This is a genomic window from Escherichia sp. E4702 (assembly GCF_963883545.1).
Lineage (GTDB): Bacteria > Pseudomonadota > Gammaproteobacteria > Enterobacterales > Enterobacteriaceae > Escherichia.
Genome location: NZ_CAWORF010000034.1, coordinates 1 through 19,130 on the forward strand (window position 1 = coordinate 1; position 19,130 = coordinate 19,130).

The following is a 19,130-nucleotide window of genomic DNA, read 5'->3' on the forward strand; positions in this document are numbered from 1 at the left end:
TGGTATTCATTTTTCGTCTTGCGACGTTAAGAATCCGTATCTTCGAGTGCCCACACAGATTGTCTGATAAATTGTTAAAGAGCAGTGCCGCTTCGCTTTTTCTCAGCGGCGCGGGGTGTGCATAATACGCTTTCCCGCTACAGAGTCAAGCATTTTTTTGCTTTTCTCTGCCGGAATTCTCAGGAGAATCCCGCTGACCCGGCGGCGTGTTTGCCGTTGTTCCGTGTCAGTGGTGGCGCATTATAGGGAGTTATTCTGAGCTGACAAGAGGAAATTTAAAATAATTTTCCGAATGCGCGTTTTTTATTCTTTATGCTTATTTCGACGCCGATCTGTTGGTTAATTGAGCTATTTCTCGGGCAAAATTCGCGACCTGCTCCCAATCGGTATAAACAACCTCTTTGCGCGTATCTGTTTCTCCGCCTGACATCTTCATAATCAGCTTGATCATAAAGCGGTCGTACCAACGATAGCGTGGATAACGCAGCGCCCCGGCAATAACGGCACAGCGATCGGGGCGCCATTGTGAGTTCATCAGAAACTTTCGTGCGTAGCTGTTGGTCTGCACAGTCCGCTTCTCCGGCTTGCGTGCCACCAGGTTGACGGAGTAAAAGGCGCTCGGCATTGAGTTCAGCCGGGTGGCATGCTTTTTGACAAATGCCTGGAACGCAGAATGGTAATGACCGTAGCGAATAGAAGCGCCAATCACCACGCGATCGTAGTTTTCCCACTGTGGTTCTTCAATGCGGTGCACATTAGCGACATCCGCCTGGATCCCCAGTTCTTTCAGTTCCGAAGCCAGGTAGGAGGCAATCTCGCGCGTTTGTCCGTCCCTTGTTGAGAAAAGAATTAATGTTTTCACGTATTACTCCATCATTCACGCCAGAAAGTCGGGGTAAAGAGCACCAGCAATGTAAAGACCTCGAGACGACCAAACAGCATGTTGGCAATCAGGATCCATTTAGCCACCGGGTTCATGCTGGTAAAGTTATCAGCAACCACGCCAAGCCCTGGCCCCAGGTTATTCAATGTCGCAACAACCGAGGCAAAGGCAGAAAAGTCATCCACGCCCGTGGCGATTATCGCCAGCATACTGACAATAAACACTAATGCATAGGCGGAGAAAAATCCCCAAACGGCTTCGAGGATACGTTCCGGCAGTGCACGGTTCCCCAGCTTAATGCTGTAGACGGCGTTCGGATGCACCAGTCGTTTCAGCTCACGGTTCCCCTGCTTAAACAGCAGCAGGATGCGGATCACTTTCAGGCCACCGCCCGTTGACCCGGCACAACCGCCGATAAAAGCTGAACATAAAAGCAGTACCGGCAAAAAGAGCGGCCAGCGGGCAATGCTGTCAGTCGTAAACCCGGCGGTTGTCGCCATCGACACCACCTGGAAAAACGCCTGGTTAATTGTCATCAGCGCTGAACTGTAGACATTATGAAACCACAGCACGAGGGTACAAATAACCACCAGCGTAAACTGTACGCCGATAAACATGCGAAATTCCGGATCGCGCCAATAAACCTTCAGACTCCGCCCACTTAACAGCGAAAAGTGCAGACCGTAGTTACAGCCGGAGATCAGCAGGAAGATAGCAATGATGGTGTTAATGGTCGGGCTATCGAAATAGCCAACGCTGGCATCATGAGTCGAGAAGCCGCCAATAGCGATTGTCGCAAAGCTATGACCGATAGCATCAAAGGCATCCATTCCAGCAAACCACAGCGCCAGTGCACAGGCGACGGTCAGCAAGACATAAATCAACCACAGGGTTTTCGCCGTTTCCGCAATTCGCGGACGCATTTTGTTATCTTTCAGTGGGCCGGGCATTTCCGCGCGATAGAGCTGCATCCCACCCACGCCGAGGATAGGTAGTATCGCAACCGCCAACACGATGATCCCCATCCCGCCAAACCATTGCAGCATCTGGCGATAAAAGAGGATGGCATGAGGGAGTGAATCCAGCCCCACCAGCGTAGTGGCCCCCGTAGTGGTCAGGCCAGAGAAAGATTCAAAAAACGCATCGGTAATCGTGAGATTCGGGCTTTCCGAAAAGATAAAAGGGAGCGCACCGACGCTACCCAGCACGGTCCAGAACAGCACCACGATCAGAAACCCTTCACGGGATTTCAGTTCGCCCTTCTCTTTACGGTTCGGCCACCACAGCATAGAGCCAATGGCGAGGGCGACAAAAAAGGTCTGGGTAAAAGCGCGGCCCGCTCCATCCCGGTAGATGAGTGCTACCAGTCCAGGGATAATCATTGTCCCTGAAAATAAGATGACCAGTAGTCCAACGATTCGGGTAATGGCGCGAAAATGCATCTCTGCCGCTTCCTTAGTTCTGCAAAACGAAGTGGGGATTATTCTTCAATCGCTAACAATTGCAATGAACCACGGCTAAAATCCGCCAGCTTTGCGGAAAATTCAGCCACTTTCGCTGCCGGAAGCGCCACCCGCAGCAAAACGAATGCCTGATAATCACTGTTGATAATTTTGCCGTCACACTGCCCCAGCAACGCTTCAATGCCGGTTAACTGACTATATTCACATTGCAAAGTATATTCGGTTAATGGCGTCTTGCGTTGGGTCGTTAGCTGGCGCAGCGCCTGATTCACGCCGCCGCCATACGCTTTCACTAACCCACCGGTGCCAAGCAATATGCCGCCGTAGTAGCGCACCACCACAGCGGTAATTTCCCCGACGCCGCTGCCCATTAGTTGGGCGAGCATCGGTTTACCTGCCGTTCCCGCCGGTTCCCCGTCGTCAGAGAAACCCAGCTGTTGTGAATCATCCGGTGCGCCAGCTACCCACGCCACGCAATGGTGGCGGGCATCGGGGTGTTCTGCCCGCACCGATTCAACAAACGCTTTCGCCGCCTCAACGCCATCGGTATGCGCCAACAGCGTTATGAAGCGGCTCTTTTTGATCTCTTCAACGACCGTGACTGGTGCCGCAGGAATTAACCAGCTTTCCATCACGCCAGTTTCAGATCCCGGGTCATGTTTTCCACGCTGTTTTCGTGGATCACCACGTTGTCTTCGATACGAATGCCGCCGAACGGTTTCAGTGCTTCAATTTTCTGCCAGTTGAAGTGTTTGCTGAATTGCCCTTCACGCCACGGTGCCAGCAGCGATTCGATGAAGTAGATACCCGGCTCAATGGTTAACACCATGCCCGGCTGGAGAATACGGGTGCAGCGCAGGTACGGATATTTTGCCGGTGCCGCGAGGTGCGTACCGCTATCATCCTGCATAAAACCGGCTACGTCATGCACCTGCAGGCCCAGCGGATGGCCGATACCATGCGGCATAAACGGTCCGGTGAGATCGTTTTCGACCATCGCTTCTTCACTCATATCGGTGATGATTTGATGTTTACGCAGCAGTTTGGCAATGCGCTGATGGAACTGGATGTGGTAATCCACATAGCTGACGCCTGCTTTCATGGTAGCGATCAGCGCCAGTTGTTCATCATTGACGTCTTTCACCAGCTGCGCGTAGTCGTTGTCGCTTTTTGCCGACCAGGTACGAGTCAGGTCAGCCGCATAACCGTTATATTCTGCCCCGGCATCCAGCAGGAAGCTGCGCATCTCTTCCGGTGCCTGATGATCCAGTTTGGTGTAATGCAACACCGAAGCGTGTTCGTTAAGCGCCACAATGTTGCTGTAAGGTACGTCGGTATCACGATGACCGGTCGCGGTCAGATAGGCAATGTTGATATCGAACTCGCTCATGCCAGAACGGAACGCTTCTTCTGCCGCGCGATGACCGTTGACCGCCATTTTCTGCGCTTCACGCATACAGGCCAGTTCGTACTCGGTTTTGAAGGAGCGGTAGTAATGCAGGTAGTCGATCACCCCTTTCGGGTTGATGTTGCTGGCCTCAATACCCAGTTGCAGCGCACGTTCCGGCACCGGACCGATATAACCGATATTGCCGCGCGCAGCAGGCAGCAGGCTACCAATGCCATCGGCTTTCGGCAGCGCGATCACTTCCACATCTTCAGTCCAGAAGGAGGTCGGCAGCGGTTCGACGTTGTGCCAGTAATCAACCGGCAGATAGAACCACAGTTTCGGCTTGTTCACGCCATCCACCAGCAACCAGCAGTTTGGCACCTGAGTTACCGGCACCCACGCTTTGAATTGCGGGTTCACTTTAAACGGATAGGGATGATCGTCGAGAAAAACGTTGAACAGCTCGCCGGAGTGAATAAGTAATGCATCCAGCTTGAAGCGCGCCAGCGCATCGCGAGTCCGTTCTTGTAAGGTAGCTATATGATTTTTATAAAGCGAGGCCAGTGATTCCATTTTTTACCCTTCTGTTTTTTTGACCTTAAGTCTCCGCATCTTAGCACATCGTTAATACAGAGCGTGATTTCTGCCGAGCGTGATCAGATCGGCATTTCTTTAATCTTTTGTTTGCATATTTTTAACATAAAATACACACTTCGATACATCTGGTACGACCAGATCACCTTGCGGATTCAGGAGACTGACATGCTTTACAAAGGCGACACCCTGTACCTTGACTGGCTGGAAGATGGCATTGCCGAACTGGTATTTGATGCCCCAGGTTCAGTTAATAAACTCGACACTGCGACCGTCGCCAGCCTCGGCGAGGCCATCGGCGTGCTGGAACAGCAATCAGATCTAAAAGGGCTGCTGCTGCGTTCGAACAAAGCAGCCTTTATCGTCGGTGCTGATATCACCGAATTTTTGTCCCTGTTCCTCGTTCCTGAAGAACAGTTAAGTCAGTGGCTGCATTTTGCCAATAGCGTGTTCAATCGCCTGGAAGATCTGCCGGTGCCGACCATTGCTGCCGTCAACGGCTATGCGCTGGGCGGTGGCTGCGAATGCGTGCTGGCGACCGATTATCGTCTGGCGACGCCGGATCTGCGCATCGGTCTGCCGGAAACCAAACTGGGCATCATGCCGGGCTTTGGCGGTTCTGTACGTATGCCACGTATGCTGGGCGCTGACAGTGCGCTGGAAATCATTGCCGCCGGTAAAGATGTCGGCGCGGATCAGGCGCTGAAAATCGGTCTGGTGGATGGCGTAGTCAAAGCAGAAAAACTGATTGAAGGGGCGATGGCGATTTTACGCCAGGCCATTAACGGCGACCTCGACTGGAAAGCGAAACGTCAGCCGAAGCTGGAACCGCTAAAACTGAGCAAGATTGAAGCCACCATGAGCTTCACCATCGCTAAAGGGATGGTCGCGCAAACGGCGGGGAAACATTATCCGGCGCCCATCACCGCAGTAAAAACTATTGAAGCTGCGGCCCGTTTTGGTCGTGAAGAAGCCTTAAACCTGGAAAACAAAAGTTTTGTCCCGCTGGCGCATACCAACGAAGCCCGCGCACTGGTCGGCATTTTCCTTAACGATCAATATGTAAAAGGCAAAGCGAAGAAACTCACCAAAGACGTTGAAACCCCGAAACAGGCCGCTGTGCTGGGCGCAGGCATTATGGGCGGCGGCATCGCTTACCAGTCTGCGTGGAAAGGCGTGCCGGTTGTCATGAAAGATATTAACGACAAGTCGTTAGCCCTCGGCATGACTGAAGCCGCGAAACTGCTGAACAAGCAGCTTGAGCGCGGCAAGATCGATGGTCTGAAACTGGCTGGCGTGATCTCCACGATCCACCCAACGCTCGACTACGCCGGGTTTGACCGCGTGGATGTTGTGGTAGAAGCGGTTGTCGAAAACCCGAAAGTGAAAAAAGCCGTACTGGCAGAAACCGAGCAGAAAGTACGCCCGGATACCGTGCTGGCGTCTAACACTTCAACCATTCCTATCAGCGAACTGGCCAACGCGCTGGAACGCCCGGAAAACTTCTGCGGGATGCACTTCTTTAACCCGGTCCACCGAATGCCGTTGGTGGAAATTATTCGCGGCGAGAAAAGCTCCGACGAAACCATCGCGAAAGTCGTCGCCTGGGCGAGCAAGATGGGCAAAACGCCGATTGTGGTTAACGACTGCCCCGGCTTCTTTGTTAACCGCGTGCTGTTCCCCTACTTCGCCGGTTTCAGCCAGTTGCTGCGCGACGGCGCGGATTTCCGCAAGATCGACAAAGTGATGGAAAAACAGTTTGGCTGGCCGATGGGTCCGGCATACCTGCTGGATGTTGTGGGGATTGATACCGCGCATCACGCTCAGGCAGTGATGGCAGCAGGCTTCCCGCAGCGGATGCAGAAAGATTATCGCGATGCCATCGACGCGCTGTTTGATGCCAACCGCTTTGGTCAGAAGAACGGCCTCGGTTTCTGGCGTTATAAAGAAGACAGCAAAGGTAAGCCGAAGAAAGAAGAAGACGCCGTCGTTGACGACCTGCTGGCAGAAGTGAGCCAGCCGAAGCGCGATTTCAGCGAAGAAGAGATTATCGCCCGCATGATGATCCCGATGGTCAACGAAGTGGTGCGCTGTCTGGAAGAGGGCATTATCGCCACTCCGGCTGAAGCGGATATGGCGCTGGTCTACGGCCTGGGCTTTCCTCCGTTCCACGGCGGCGCGTTCCGCTGGCTGGACACCCTCGGTAGCGCAAAATACCTCGATATGGCACAGCAATATCAGCACCTCGGCCCGCTGTATGAAGTGCCGGAAGGTCTGCGTAATAAAGCGCGTCATAACGAACCGTACTATCCCCCGGTTGAGCCAGCCCGTCCGGTTGGCGACCTGAAAACGGCTTAAGGAGTCACAATGGAACAGGTTGTCATTGTCGATGCAATTCGCACCCCGATGGGCCGTTCGAAGGGCGGTGCTTTTCGTAACGTGCGTGCGGAAGATCTCTCCGCTCATTTAATGCGTAGCTTGCTGGCGCGTAACCCGGCGCTGGAAGCGGCGGCTCTCGACGATATTTACTGGGGCTGTGTGCAGCAGACGCTGGAGCAAGGTTTTAACATCGCCCGTAACGCGGCGCTGTTGGCTGAAGTACCACACTCTGTCCCGGCGGTTACCGTCAATCGCTTGTGTGGTTCATCCATGCAGGCACTGCATGACGCAGCACGAATGATCATGACCGGCGATGCGCAAGCATGTCTGGTTGGCGGCGTGGAGCATATGGGCCATGTGCCGATGAGTCACGGCGTCGATTTTCACCCCGGCCTGAGCCGCAATGTCGCCAAAGCGGCGGGCATGATGGGCTTAACGGCAGAAATGCTGGCGCGTATGCACGGTATCAGCCGTGAAATGCAGGATGCCTTTGCCGCGCGGTCACACGCCCGCGCCTGGGCCGCCACGCAGTCGGGTGCATTTAAAAATGAAATTATCCCGACCGGTGGTCACGATGCCGACGGCGTCCTGAAGCAGTTTAATTACGACGAAGTGATTCGCCCGGAAACCACCGTGGAAGCCCTCGCCACGCTGCGTCCGGCGTTTGATCCAGTCAACGGTACGGTAACGGCGGGTACATCTTCTGCGCTTTCCGATGGTGCAGCTGCCATGTTGGTGATGAGTGAAAGCCGCGCCCGTGAATTAGGTCTTAAGCCGCGCGCCCGCGTACGTTCGATGGCGGTCGTTGGTTGTGATCCGTCGATTATGGGCTACGGCCCGGTTCCGGCCTCGAAGCTGGCGCTGAAAAAAGCGGGGCTTTCTGCCAGTGATATCGGCGTGTTTGAAATGAACGAAGCCTTTGCCGCGCAGATCCTGCCGTGCATTAAAGATCTCGGGTTAATGGAGCAGATTGACGAGAAGATCAACCTCAACGGTGGCGCGATCGCGCTGGGTCATCCGCTGGGCTGTTCAGGTGCTCGTATCAGTACCACGCTGCTGAATCTGATGGAGCGCAAAGACGTCCAGTTTGGTCTGGCGACGATGTGTATCGGTCTGGGTCAGGGTATTGCAACGGTGTTTGAGCGGGTTTAAACACTTGCCGGATGCGGCGTAAACGCCTTATCCGGCCTACGGTCCGGGACTATTTGTAGGCACGATAAGACGCGTCAGCGTCGCATCGGGCATTGTTTGCCGGATGCGACATAAACACCTTATCCGGCCTACGGTTCAGGACTATTTGTAGGCACGATAAGACGCGTCAGCGTCGCATCGGGCATTGCTTGCCGGATGCGGCATAAACGCCTTATCCGGCCCACGGTCCATGACTATTTGTAGGCACGATAAGACGCGCAAGCGTCGCATCAGGCATTGTTTTCCGGATGCGACATAGATCCAAATGCCACTGTATAAAGTTTTAGTTGCCGTTCTTCCCGCCTGTCAGGGGCGGGTTTTTTATGGCTTAGATAAACGCAAACGCATCGCCAAACAGGCGATCTTCCCGCGCATTACGCTCATTGCAGAACAGGTCACGGGCGATTTTCGCCATCTCAAAGCGGCCAGCGATATAGATATCATGCTCCGCCAGCGTACCGTGATCCTGCAATACCGCCGTTAACACGGTGCCAGTACGTCCACGCCAGCCCGCTTCCGGTTGTTCAACTACCGGCACCACACGCAAACCAGGATGCTTCAGAGAAAGCGCCTCAAGCTCGGACAGATCATAAAGATGTTGCTCTTCACGCCCGCCCCAGTAAATGGTGATATCGCGATTGGGATTACGTGCCAGCGCTGTCAGCAAAATCGAGCGCGCATAAGAGAACCCCGTGCCGCCCGCAATCAGAATCATCGGACGTTCTTCATCATCGCGCAGCCACGCTTCACCGTGGGGAATATCCACCACGATTTGATGATCTTTAAGGATGCGATCCATAACGGCTTTGGCGTAGAGATTGATCTCCGAAGCGCCAATGTGCAGCTCAATGAAACCTTGTTCATTCGGCGTCGAAGCCATTGAAAACGGGCGTTTGTCGCGCTCGTCCATCACCACCATCAAATACTGACCAGCACGAAAAGAAAAGGCCGCGTCTGGCACGATGCGGACACGATATACGGTATCCGTGATAGCTTCTACCGAGGTCACTTTACAGCTTAAGGTTGTCATGCGCTTTCTCTGTCGGATCGATAAATAGGGCAAAACAAACGCGCATCAGGCGCTTTTACCGTTGTTAAAAATAGCCAGTTCATCCCAGATAGCGTCAATATGCGCGACAACATCTGGATCTTTTTTGATGGGACGCCCCCATTCACGCTGGGTTTCCCCTGGCCATTTATTCGTGGCATCCAGCCCCATTTTTGAACCCAGCCCGGAGACGGGCGAGGCAAAATCCAGATAATCAATGGGCGTATTTTCTACCAGAACAGTATCCCGCGCCGGGTCCATACGGGTGGTAATCGCCCAAATCACATCGTTCCAGTCGCGTGCGTTGACATCATCATCGCAGACGATCACGAACTTAGTGTACATAAACTGGCGTAAGAATGACCAGACCCCCATCATGACGCGCTTCGCATGTCCGGCGTACTGTTTTTTGATTGTCACTACCGCCAGGCGATAAGAACAGCCTTCCGGCGGCAGATAAAAATCGACAATTTCCGGGAACTGTTTTTGCAGAATCGGCACGAACACTTCGTTCAACGCCACGCCCAGTACCGCAGGTTCATCTGGCGGACGCCCGGTATAGGTGGAATGGTAAATCGCATCTTCACGCTGGGTAATATGCGTCACGGTAAATACCGGGAAACTATCGACTTCGTTATAGTAACCGGTGTGGTCGCCATACGGCCCTTCCGGCGCCGTTTCGCCTTGTTCGATATACCCTTCAAGCACAATCTCCGCACTGGCGGGCACTTCAAGGTCATTGGAGATACACTTCACCACTTCGGTCTTGGTGCCGCGCAGCAATCCGGCAAAGGCGTATTCCGACAATGTATCCGGGACTGGCGTCACTGCACCGAGAATCGTGGCGGGATCGGCCCCCAGCGCCACAGAAACCGGGAAACGTTCGCCCGGATGCACCACACACCACTCCTGATAATCCAGCGCGCCGCCGCGATGCGACAGCCAGCGCATAATCAGTTTGTTTTTACCAATCAGCTGCTGGCGATAAATGCCCAGATTCTGCCGCTCTTTATGCGGGCCGCGCGTCACGGTCAGCCCCCAGGTAATTAGCGGCGCGGCGTCTTCCGGCCAGCAGGTCATAATGGGAATGCGGTTAAGATCGACGTCATCACCAGAGACGATTTTTTGTTGGCAAGGCGCACCACGCAATCGCTTTGTCGGCATGTTTAACACCTGCTTAAACTGCGGCAGTTTATCAAACAGGTCGCGGAAACCTTTTGGCGGCTCCGGCTCTTTCAGAAACGCCAATAATTTACCGACTTCACGCAGCGCCGAAACATCTTCCTGGCCCATGCCCATCGCCACGCGCTTTGGCGTACCAAACAGGTTGCACAGCACCGGCATCGAATAACCTTTGGGGTTTTCAAACAACAACGCAGGTCCACCGGCACGCAGAGTGCGGTCAGCAATTTCAGTGATTTCCAGATGCGGATCCACCGGGAGCGTGATACGTTTTAGCTCACCCTGCTGTTCAAGCAGCGTCAGGAAGTCGCGTAAATCGTTATATTTCATGGCGTCCATTGTAGCCTCTTAATCTTCGCCCATTATACGGCGTTCATCTTCGCGATGCTGTAAATTTGTTAAATTAGCGTGAACTCTGACGGCATAACGCAAACCGGGGAATATAATTAACTTAGCGTAAAGCTTTTGCTATCCTTGCGCCCCGATTAAACGGATAAGAGTCATTATGCAATCCTGGTATTTACTGTACTGCAAGCGCGGGCAACTTCAACGTGCCCAGGAACACCTCGAAAGACAGGCGGTGAATTGCCTGGCGCCGATGATCACCCTGGAAAAAATCGTGCGAGGCAAACGTACCGCAGTCAGTGAACCATTGTTCCCCAACTACCTGTTTGTGGAATTTGATCCGGAAGTAATTCATACCACAACCATCAGTGCTACCCGCGGCGTCAGCCACTTTGTGCGCTTTGGCGCATCGCCGGCGATAGTCCCATCTGCGGTTATTCATCAACTGTCGGTGTATAAACCGGAAGACATTGTTGATCCGGCGACGCCCTATCCTGGTGATAAGGTGATTATCACCGAAGGCGCTTTCGAAGGTTTTCAGGCTATTTTCACCGAACCCGACGGCGAGGCTCGCTCTATGCTATTGCTTAATCTTATCAATAAAGAGATTAAGCACAGTGTGAAGAACACCGAGTTCCGCAAACTCTAAAACGCAATCCCAAACAGTGTTTTGACATTGGCATCCGTGGTGGCAGCCAGCCATGCGGCATCTTCCCCACGCCAGTGTGCAATACGTTGCAAAATATGGGGCAGATAGGCTGGCTCATTACGCCGTGACGATGGCTTCGGCGTGAGATCGCGCGGAAGCAAATACGGTGCGTCTGTTTCAAGCAGCAATTGCTCCGCCGGAATAAATGGCAACAGTTCTCGCAGCTCCAGTCCGCGTCGTTCATCGCAAACCCAACCAGTAATGCCGATATAAATTCCGCGCGCCACGCACGCCTGCATCTCTTCGCGTGTGCCGGTAAAACAGTGCAACACCGCGCCAGGCAGTTTATCCAGCCACGGCTCCAGCAATATCATAAACCGCTCGTGGGCATCACGGCAGTGCATAAATACCGGCATGTTTAACTTTGCGGCAATACGTAGCTGGGCAACAAAAGCGCGTTCCTGCTCTTCCGGCGTCGAAAAGTTGCGGTTAAAGTCGAGGCCACACTCACCAATCGCCACCACTTCTGGCTGCGAGGCCAGCGCCACAATCATTTCTTCTGTTGCATCTTGCCACTGGCTACTGTCATGAGGATGTACGCCCGCCGTTGACCAACAGGACGAATACTGACGCGCCAGCTTTTGCGCCTGCTGGCTTTCACGCAGGTTAGTACCGGTGATGAGTAGCCCATTAACTCCCGCGTCAAAAGCGTGCGCTACAACATCATCACGGTCTTTCGCAAATTGCGAACTGGTCAAATTAACGCCGATATCAAACATCCTGCACTCCATATGACAACCGCCCTGACGGGCGGTTGAATTTATTCTTCAGTTTTTTCGCTTTCTGCTTCAGCGTCGTTTTCCTCTTCCCGATTTCGCCCTTTACCAACGTAAAAGCGTGAGAAGAAGACACCGATTTCAAACAGACAGTACATCGGGATCGCCAACAGCGTTTGCGAGAAGACATCCGGCGGCGTCAGCAGCATCCCGACGACAAATGCACCAACCAGCACATACGGACGTTTTTTGCGTAAGTCTTCTGGCGAGGTAATCCCCATCCAGCACAGCAGCACAATCGCCACAGGCACTTCAAAGGAGATACCAAACGCCATAAACAGCGCCATCACGAAGCTCAAATAGCTGGCAATGTCGGTGGATACCTGCACCCCTTCAGGCGCGGTATTGGCAAGGAAACCAAACGCTAGCGGGAAGACCACGAAATAAGCGAACGCCATGCCGATATAAAACAGCAGAGAGCTGGAAACCAGCAGCGGCACCACCAGGCGACGTTCGTGCTTATAGAGTGCAGGAGCGATAAATGCCCACACCTGATAGAGAATCACCGGCGCTGACAGAATCAGCGACACCATAAAGGTCAGCTTGATTGGCGTAAAGAACGGCGAGGCCACATCGGTGGCGATCATCGTTGAACCTTGCGGCAACTGCTTGATCAATGGCGCGGATACCAGGTGATAGATGTCATTGGCGAAATAGACCAGACACAGGAATATCACGATCACCGCGATAATGCAGTTCAGCAGACGCTTACGCAGCTCAATCAGATGCGTGATAAGCGGTTGAGTATCTTCTACAGACATGTTTACGGTTTATCACTCGACGAAGGGGAATGTGCAGCGGTTTTCGGTTCAGCGTCCGCAGCAGGTTTTACCACCGGCTCTGGCGTGGTTTCTGGCTTCTGTTCCGGCGAACTGGCCTGCGTTTGTGCAGCGGCAGGCGTGACGCCTTCATGCGCAGCCTCATTGTCTTTCACCACCGGGTTATGAATGGTGTGCGCTTCATCGCTCGCCTTTTCAGGGTCATTCGCAACGTAGGAACGCTTCATCGACTCCGCGGCCTGGCGCAGTTCATCCATTGACGCTTTCAGTTCAGGCGTCAGGTTGGTGAGACTCGCCTTTTCAACCTTTTTCAGGCTGTCCTGAAACTCCTGGAGTTTTAACTCCTGGGTCAGTTCGTTCTGCACCGTTGTTGCCAGTGAACGCAACGCACGAATCCAGCCCGCTACCGTTTTTACCGCCACAGGCAGTCGTTGCGGCCCCAGAACGACGAGGCCGATGATGAACACCAATAGCAGTTCGCTAAAACCGATATCAAACACGGATTACACCTGCTCTTTATCGTGGCGCTTCGCGTCTTCTGTTTTAGCCTGTTCCTGATTCGTATCCGCCTGCTTATCGGCGATGGTTTTCGCAGTAAAATCAGCATCCTGACTGGTTTTATCCTGCTTTGGTTCATCATCGCTCATTGCTTTTTTAAAGCCTTTGATCGACGCACCAAGATCGGAACCGATGGAGCCGAGCTTTTTGGTGCCAAAAAGCAGTACAACGATGACGGCAATAATCAATAACTGCCAAATACTGATACCACCCATACATGTTCCTCTGTGGTAGATGATGATTAAACAAGGCCGCATTATACGTTACACGGCCCGCCTTGAGCGATGAAAAAATCAGCGTGTTTTGCACCAACCGACAAACCAGGCGATCAGACCGGCCGCCATTAACCAGCCGGGCATCAGCCCCCATTCCGGTCGGCTGACCAACAAGAATGTGCCGCTTAATACTAACGTCGCACCAATCCCCAATAAGTAACGAGATTGTCCCTGACGCACATGATTCGACTGTAACTCGCGCGCAATCTTATCAACACTATGCTGTAAATACTTGCCCTGGCGCAAACTGTCATAAACCAATTCAGGCAGTTCTGGCATTTTTTCGATCCAGAACGGCGCTTTTTCCTTAAATGCTCTCACCAGCGCGGGAATACCGACCTGATCTTTAATCCACGATTCAAGGAAAGGTTTTGCAGTTTTCCATAAATCGAGCTGCGGATAAAGCTGCCGTCCTACCCCTTCGATATAGAGCAAGGTTTTCTGAAGTAACACCAGTTGCGGCTGCACTTCCATATTGAAGCGACGCGCCGTATTAAACAGATTTAACAGCACATGTCCAAACGAAATTTCGGCCAGCGGTTTCTCAAAGATAGGTTCGCAAACGGTACGAATGGCAAATTCGAACTCTTCAACGTTGGTATCTGGCGGTACCCAGCCTGAATCGACATGCAGCTCTGCCACTTTGCGATAGTCGCGGTTAAAGAAGGCGATAAAGTTTTCCGCCAGATAACGTTTATCTTCCTTGTTTAGCGAGCCGACTATCCCGCAATCAATGCCGATATATTTCGGGTTTTCCGGGTGTTCATAGCTTACGAAGATGTTGCCTGGATGCATATCGGCATGGAAAAAGCTGTCACGGAAAACCTGGGTGAAGAACACCTGCACACCGCGTTCCGCCAACAATTTCATGTTAGTGCCGTTTTTCTCCAGCGCCGCAACATCAGAAACGGGAATGCCGTAAATGCGCTCCATCACCATCATCCCTTCGCTGCAATAGTCAGGGTAAACTTCCGGGATGTAGAGCATCGGGCTGTCTTCAAAATTGCGTCGTAACTGAATGGCGTTGGCAGATTCCCGCAGCAAATTCAGTTCATCAATCAAGGTCTTTTCGTACTCGCGCACCACTTCAGTTGGGCGCAGACGGCGGCCATCCGGCAGCAAACGCGGCACCCAGCGAGCCAGGCGGTAGATAAGTTTCAGATCCGCTTTAATCACCGGCAAAATGTCCGGACGGATGACTTTAATTACCACATCTTTGCCATTCGATTTCAATCGCGCGGTATGAACCTGGGCGATAGAGGCCGACGCCAGCGGCTCGATTTCAAAATCGTCAAACCACGCCTCCACCGGCAGACCGCCCATTGCAGCTTCAATCTGCTGCTTTGCCAGCTTGCCATCAAACGGAGCGACTTTGTCCTGCAATAACGCCAGCTGATCGGCAATATGCGGTGGGAAAAGGTCGCGACGGGTAGACAACATCTGTCCGAACTTGATCCATACCGGCCCCAGCTCTTGCAGCGCCAGTCGCAGTCGCTCACCTAACGGTTTTTCTTTATGCCGGTTCGGCATCCAGAAGAGCGTGTATCGCCATAGCCGCAGCGGCAGGGTGATACGCATGTTGGGGATCAGTTCATCAAGTCCGTAGCTTAGAAAGGTGCGAATGATGAAATATAGGCGCCGTACTTCACCTGGCGTCATTTAGCCTCCAGTTTTTCCAGCCGTTTGGTCAGGGCATCAACAGCACGCTCGACGGCAGCCGTCTCTTCCGCAAACCAGGCCACTTCAAGCGGACCTGGCGCCATACGCCACTCTTCGGTGATAGCTTCCGCCACGTAACGTTGCTGGCGTTTAATACCATGATGCAGGAACTTCGCACCGCCGCGCAGGGCTTTGCTGATTCCTTCAGCGGCGATATCACCGGTATAAGGGGCCAGCAGTTCCGCAGGGTCGAACTCAGCCAGATCTGCCAGCGCAACGAAATTCTGTACCACCTGAATATCGCCCTGCACTTCCAGCTCACCGCTACGAATTAGTGCGGCAAGCTGCTGGCGGTCACGAAGTTTCGGCAACACGCTGGCGTAGGCGATAACGGTGCAATCAGCATCGCCAGACCATTCGCCCAGCACATCGACCTGCCGTTCACTAAACACCAGAATTAGCGACGTCGAAAAGCCTTTTACCTCCACACGCAATACTTTACCCAGCAGACGCGAGCGGGCTGTTTTCAGCGCGGGTGAGCGATACAGGAAAGTGTTGAGCAGACTTTCAATTCCTGCCGTCACTAAAGGTTTAAAAGGCATAGTCGTACTCCTGTCAGAACTTATAACCACGATGCAGCGCCACAACGCCAGCCGTCAGGTTGTAATAATCGACACTTTCGAATCCGGCATCCTGCATCATGGCTTTCAGCGTATCCTGATCGGGATGCATACGGATGGATTCGGCCAGATAGCGGTAGCTGTCGGCATCGTTCGCCACCAGCGAGCCAATACGTGGCAGCACATGGAAGGAGTAAGCGTCATAGGCTTTGCTTAACGGTTCGATAATCGGCTTCGAGAACTCAAGCACCAGCAGGCGGCCGCCCGGTTTCAGCACGCGATACATCGAACGCAGTGCTTTATCTTTGTCGGTAACGTTACGCAGACCAAACGAAATGGTGATGCAATCAAAGGTGTTATCCGGGAACGGCAGCGCCTCTGCGTTCGCCTGAACATACTCAACGTTGCCAATCACACCGATATTACGCAACTTCTCGCGGCCCATTTTGAGCATGGATTCATTGATATCGGCGAGGACCACTTTGCCAGTCTCACCGACCAGGCGGGAGAATTTTGCCGTCAGGTCGCCGGTGCCGCCAGCCAGATCCAGCACGGTCTGCCCACGGCGTACGCCGCTGCAATCGATCGTGAATCGCTTCCACAAACGATGAATACCAAATGACATCAAATCATTCATGACATCATATTTCGATGCCACGGAATGGAAAACGTGGGCGACCATATCCGCTTTTTGTTCTTTCGCGACGGTCTGAAAACCAAAGTGCGTCGTTTCTTGTGACTTATCCACCATCTCAATGCCTGCTCATCAAAAAATTGTTCCAGAAGTGTAACAGATTGGGCGTCGATGCCCTAGATTTCTACCCGGCTTAACTACCCCTAATGGGCTAGCGCGACTGCTGATTATATTCATCATCGCGTTGATAAGCTTCATCATTCGGCTGCCCCGGAATCGACCTCAGTCGATACTCTTCATCCTGGCTCACCGCCTGTTCAGCCAAGTCCGGATTAATCTCGCGTTTAATTTCTACCCCTAAACCGCGAAACGCTTCTGCCTGCGCCAGCACATTTCCGCGACCTGAAGAGAGTTTTTTCATCGCCTGGCGATAGTTATCCTGCGCTTTGTCCAGACTTTGACCAATCGCGGACATATCATCAATAAACAGACGCATCTTGTCGTACAGCTTGCTGGCACGATCGGCGATCTGCTGGGCGTTACGGCTTTGATGCTCATAACGCCACAGGTTGGCGATAGTACGCAACGCCACCAGCAGTGTGGTGGGGCTAACCAGCATGATGTTGTTCTTTAACGCTTCGGTGATCAGCTCTGGCTGGCGATCAAGCGCCAGTAAAAACGCTGGCTCAACGGGAATAAACATCAGCACATAATCCAGCGTTCGTAGCCCCGGCAGCTGTTGATAGTCTTTGCGCCCAAGCAAGCGGATGTGATTACGTACCGAAGCAATATGCTCCTGCAATGCGCTTTCACGTGTGTAGTCGTCTTCCGCGTTGAAGTAGCGTTCATAGGCGACCAGCGTCATTTTTGCATCGATCACCACATCTTTCCCCTGCGGTAGCCGCACGATGACATCCGGCTGCAACCGCGAGCGAGCATCATTTTCGATGCTTACCTGGGTTTCGTATTCATACCCTTCACGCAGTCCGGAAGCCTCCAGCACCCGCGTCAGTACCACTTCGCCCCAGTTCCCCTGGGTTTTGTTATCGCCTTTCAGCGCGCGCGTCAGGTTGATCGCTTCCTGGGCCATTTGCGCGTTGAGTTGCTGTAGATTACGAATTTCGTGGGTCAGGGTATGGCGTTCTTGTGCTTCTTTACCAAAGCTGTCCTGTACCTGTCGGCGAAAACCATCCAGTTGTTCACGCAGCGGCGATAGCAGGTTGTTCAGACTCTGGCGATTTTGTTCATCTACACGGCGATTACTGTGCTCAAAAATACGGTTGGCGAGGTTTTCAAACTGCTCGCTCAAACGCTGCTCGCTGTTAATCATCTGGCGAATTTTATCGTCAGCATGTTGCTGTGCAGCTTCCATCCGCGTGGTCACTTCACGCAGATCTGCCTCCAGCGAGGTGTTAATACTTTGCAGACTACGCACTTCGTTATTGAGCAATTCACACTCTGCACGCCAGTGCTCACTTTGGGTAATTTGTTGTTTTGCCGCACTTAACTCCGCGACCATCTCTTCACGTTCAGCTAATTGCTCGGCTTTTTGCTGCGCATGTTGATAACTGGCAAACAGCCAACCGATGGCCACACTGACCAGCGCAATAATGGCATAAACAATGATTGAGAAATCCACAAAGCCTCCTGACGCAACAACTTACCCGCACAAAATAGAATTGTGCTGTACAAACGTCCAGTTTGAAAGGTATTTCCTGCGAGGCGCTACGCAAAACGATCGTTTATTTTGCTTATTTTATCCCACAATATGAGACTAAGTTTATATTGTGGGACGCATCACCTTTTCCCCACTTTATTCTGTGAAACACTCGGCAATATCATCAGGAGACACCTATGGCAGAAACCTCTTCAACCACCGCTGGCGCACAAACGTTATTACGCGGACTGGCGGTTATTAATGCTGTTTATAACGGTTGCCATGACCTGAAAAGTATCGGCGAGTTCACCGGCACGACGCGGAGTACAACCCATCGTTTAGTCTCTGTTTTGGTGGAGCAACGCTATCTGCGCCATGTCCCAACTCAGGGCTACCAACTGGGCGCCAAACTGATCGAACTCGGCGCCAGAGCGCTGGAAAGCACTTCATTGTATGAAGTTGCACAGCCCGTTTTGCAACGTCTGGCCCGTTACACCCTGGACACCGTGCATCTGGGGATCGTTGAAGGCGACGAAGTGCTGTATCTGGAGAAGATCAACAGTCAGCGCGGGCTGGAAATGCGCTCACGTCCTGGGCATCGCATGCCTCTGGCGATTACGGGAATCGGTAAAGCGTTGATCCTCAACCGAACAGAAGAAGAGTGGCGCACACTATTTTTGACTTGTGGTGATGAAACAAAACTGGGCGCATTTATACAAAACATGCGCCGTTATGCCACCAGTGGTTTTGCTTTTGATCTGGAAGAGAACGAGCCCACTATCCGTTGCGTTGCAGCGCCGATTTACAACGCCCGGAATGAAATTGTGGCGGCCATTTCTGTCGCCAGTACCACCACGTATATGTCGCTGGCGCGCCTGGAAGAACTGGCACCTTACGTCAAATCCTGTGCAGAAGAGATCTCCGCTGAACTGGGCTGGGGTAAGCATGTCCGCAAAGATAATTAAACCATGATTAAAGGAAACGGCTA

Annotated in this window: 18 protein-coding genes; 4 read left to right on the forward strand and 14 right to left on the reverse strand. The window is 52.8% G+C overall.

The window, feature by feature from the left end:
* Positions 1–316: 316 nt before the first annotated feature.
* From hemG to pepQ, 4 genes are read right to left on the reverse strand one after another with little or no spacing between them, the layout of a single operon-like run.
* Entirely contained in the window at positions 317–862 is a 546-nt protein-coding gene (gene hemG, locus AACU94_RS19855; protein ID WP_130219468.1) for a menaquinone-dependent protoporphyrinogen IX dehydrogenase, read from the reverse strand.
* Positions 863–873: 11 nt separating this feature from the next.
* Positions 874–2,325 (reverse strand): Trk system potassium transporter TrkH, encoded by a 1,452-nt coding sequence (gene trkH, locus AACU94_RS19860; protein ID WP_000545680.1) that lies wholly within the window; start codon positions 2,323–2,325, stop codon positions 874–876.
* Positions 2,326–2,363: 38 nt separating this feature from the next.
* A complete protein-coding gene (locus AACU94_RS19865; RefSeq protein ID WP_001295262.1) occupies positions 2,364–2,978 on the reverse strand; it encodes an IMPACT family protein in 615 nt (204 codons plus the stop codon).
* The gene (gene pepQ / locus AACU94_RS19870) at positions 2,978–4,309 is read right to left on the reverse strand and encodes a Xaa-Pro dipeptidase (protein WP_130219470.1); all 1,332 of its coding nucleotides are present in this window, start codon (positions 4,307–4,309) and stop codon (positions 2,978–2,980) included. Before pepQ ends, AACU94_RS19865 begins: the two co-directional genes overlap by 1 nt.
* A gap of 189 nt (positions 4,310–4,498) precedes the next feature.
* Here pepQ and fadB point away from each other — a divergent pair, with 189 nt between their 5' ends.
* A complete protein-coding gene (fadB, locus tag AACU94_RS19875) occupies positions 4,499–6,688 on the forward strand; it encodes a fatty acid oxidation complex subunit alpha FadB (RefSeq protein ID WP_130219472.1) in 2,190 nt (729 codons plus the stop codon).
* 9 nt (positions 6,689–6,697) lie between these two features.
* Positions 6,698–7,861: an acetyl-CoA C-acyltransferase FadA gene (gene fadA, locus AACU94_RS19880; protein WP_063268381.1), complete on the forward strand. Its 1,164-nt coding sequence runs from the start codon at positions 6,698–6,700 to the stop codon at positions 7,859–7,861.
* A gap of 367 nt (positions 7,862–8,228) precedes the next feature.
* Here fadA and fre read toward each other — a convergent pair whose 3' ends face one another.
* Positions 8,229–8,930, reverse strand: a complete 702-nt coding sequence (gene fre, locus AACU94_RS19885) for an NAD(P)H-flavin reductase (RefSeq protein ID WP_130209480.1) — start codon at positions 8,928–8,930, stop codon at positions 8,229–8,231.
* Positions 8,931–8,975: 45 nt separating this feature from the next.
* Positions 8,976–10,469 carry a 4-hydroxy-3-polyprenylbenzoate decarboxylase gene (ubiD, locus tag AACU94_RS19890; protein ID WP_135488499.1) on the reverse strand — a complete coding sequence of 498 codons (1,494 nt, stop codon included), beginning with the start codon at positions 10,467–10,469 and terminating at the stop codon, positions 8,976–8,978.
* 166 nt (positions 10,470–10,635) lie between these two features.
* Here ubiD and rfaH point away from each other — a divergent pair, with 166 nt between their 5' ends.
* The gene (rfaH, locus tag AACU94_RS19895; protein WP_130209478.1) at positions 10,636–11,124 is read left to right on the forward strand and encodes a transcription/translation regulatory transformer protein RfaH; all 489 of its coding nucleotides are present in this window, start codon (positions 10,636–10,638) and stop codon (positions 11,122–11,124) included.
* Here the strand turns inward: rfaH and tatD are convergent.
* The 8 genes from tatD to rmuC all read right to left on the reverse strand — a co-directional run bounded on the left by tatD (position 11,121) and on the right by rmuC (position 18,124).
* On the reverse strand, positions 11,121–11,903 hold the full coding sequence (tatD, locus tag AACU94_RS19900; protein ID WP_135488500.1) for a 3'-5' ssDNA/RNA exonuclease TatD: 783 nt from the start codon (positions 11,901–11,903) through the stop codon (positions 11,121–11,123). The genes rfaH and tatD overlap by 4 nt on opposite strands.
* Positions 11,904–11,944: 41 nt before the next feature.
* On the reverse strand, positions 11,945–12,721 hold the full coding sequence (gene tatC / locus AACU94_RS19905) for a Sec-independent protein translocase subunit TatC (protein WP_000109937.1): 777 nt from the start codon (positions 12,719–12,721) through the stop codon (positions 11,945–11,947).
* Between the two features lie 2 nt (positions 12,722–12,723).
* On the reverse strand, positions 12,724–13,239 hold the full coding sequence (tatB, locus tag AACU94_RS19910; RefSeq protein WP_130209474.1) for a Sec-independent protein translocase protein TatB: 516 nt from the start codon (positions 13,237–13,239) through the stop codon (positions 12,724–12,726).
* Between the two features lie 3 nt (positions 13,240–13,242).
* Positions 13,243–13,512: a Sec-independent protein translocase subunit TatA gene (gene tatA, locus AACU94_RS19915; protein WP_001295260.1), complete on the reverse strand. Its 270-nt coding sequence runs from the start codon at positions 13,510–13,512 to the stop codon at positions 13,243–13,245.
* A gap of 78 nt (positions 13,513–13,590) precedes the next feature.
* A complete protein-coding gene (gene ubiB, locus AACU94_RS19920; RefSeq protein WP_135486953.1) occupies positions 13,591–15,231 on the reverse strand; it encodes a ubiquinone biosynthesis regulatory protein kinase UbiB in 1,641 nt (546 codons plus the stop codon).
* A complete protein-coding gene (gene ubiJ, locus AACU94_RS19925) occupies positions 15,228–15,833 on the reverse strand; it encodes a ubiquinone biosynthesis protein UbiJ (protein WP_130223349.1) in 606 nt (201 codons plus the stop codon). The genes ubiB and ubiJ overlap by 4 nt, the downstream gene beginning before the upstream one ends.
* Positions 15,834–15,846: 13 nt before the next feature.
* On the reverse strand, positions 15,847–16,602 hold the full coding sequence (gene ubiE, locus AACU94_RS19930) for a bifunctional demethylmenaquinone methyltransferase/2-methoxy-6-polyprenyl-1,4-benzoquinol methylase UbiE (protein WP_000227958.1): 756 nt from the start codon (positions 16,600–16,602) through the stop codon (positions 15,847–15,849).
* Between the two features lie 94 nt (positions 16,603–16,696).
* The gene (rmuC, locus tag AACU94_RS19935) at positions 16,697–18,124 is read right to left on the reverse strand and encodes a DNA recombination protein RmuC (protein ID WP_135488501.1); all 1,428 of its coding nucleotides are present in this window, start codon (positions 18,122–18,124) and stop codon (positions 16,697–16,699) included.
* A gap of 215 nt (positions 18,125–18,339) precedes the next feature.
* Between rmuC and AACU94_RS19940 the strand changes: the two genes are divergently transcribed.
* Positions 18,340–19,107 carry an IclR family transcriptional regulator gene (locus AACU94_RS19940; RefSeq protein WP_135488502.1) on the forward strand — a complete coding sequence of 256 codons (768 nt, stop codon included), beginning with the start codon at positions 18,340–18,342 and terminating at the stop codon, positions 19,105–19,107.
* Positions 19,108–19,130 lie beyond the last annotated feature (23 nt).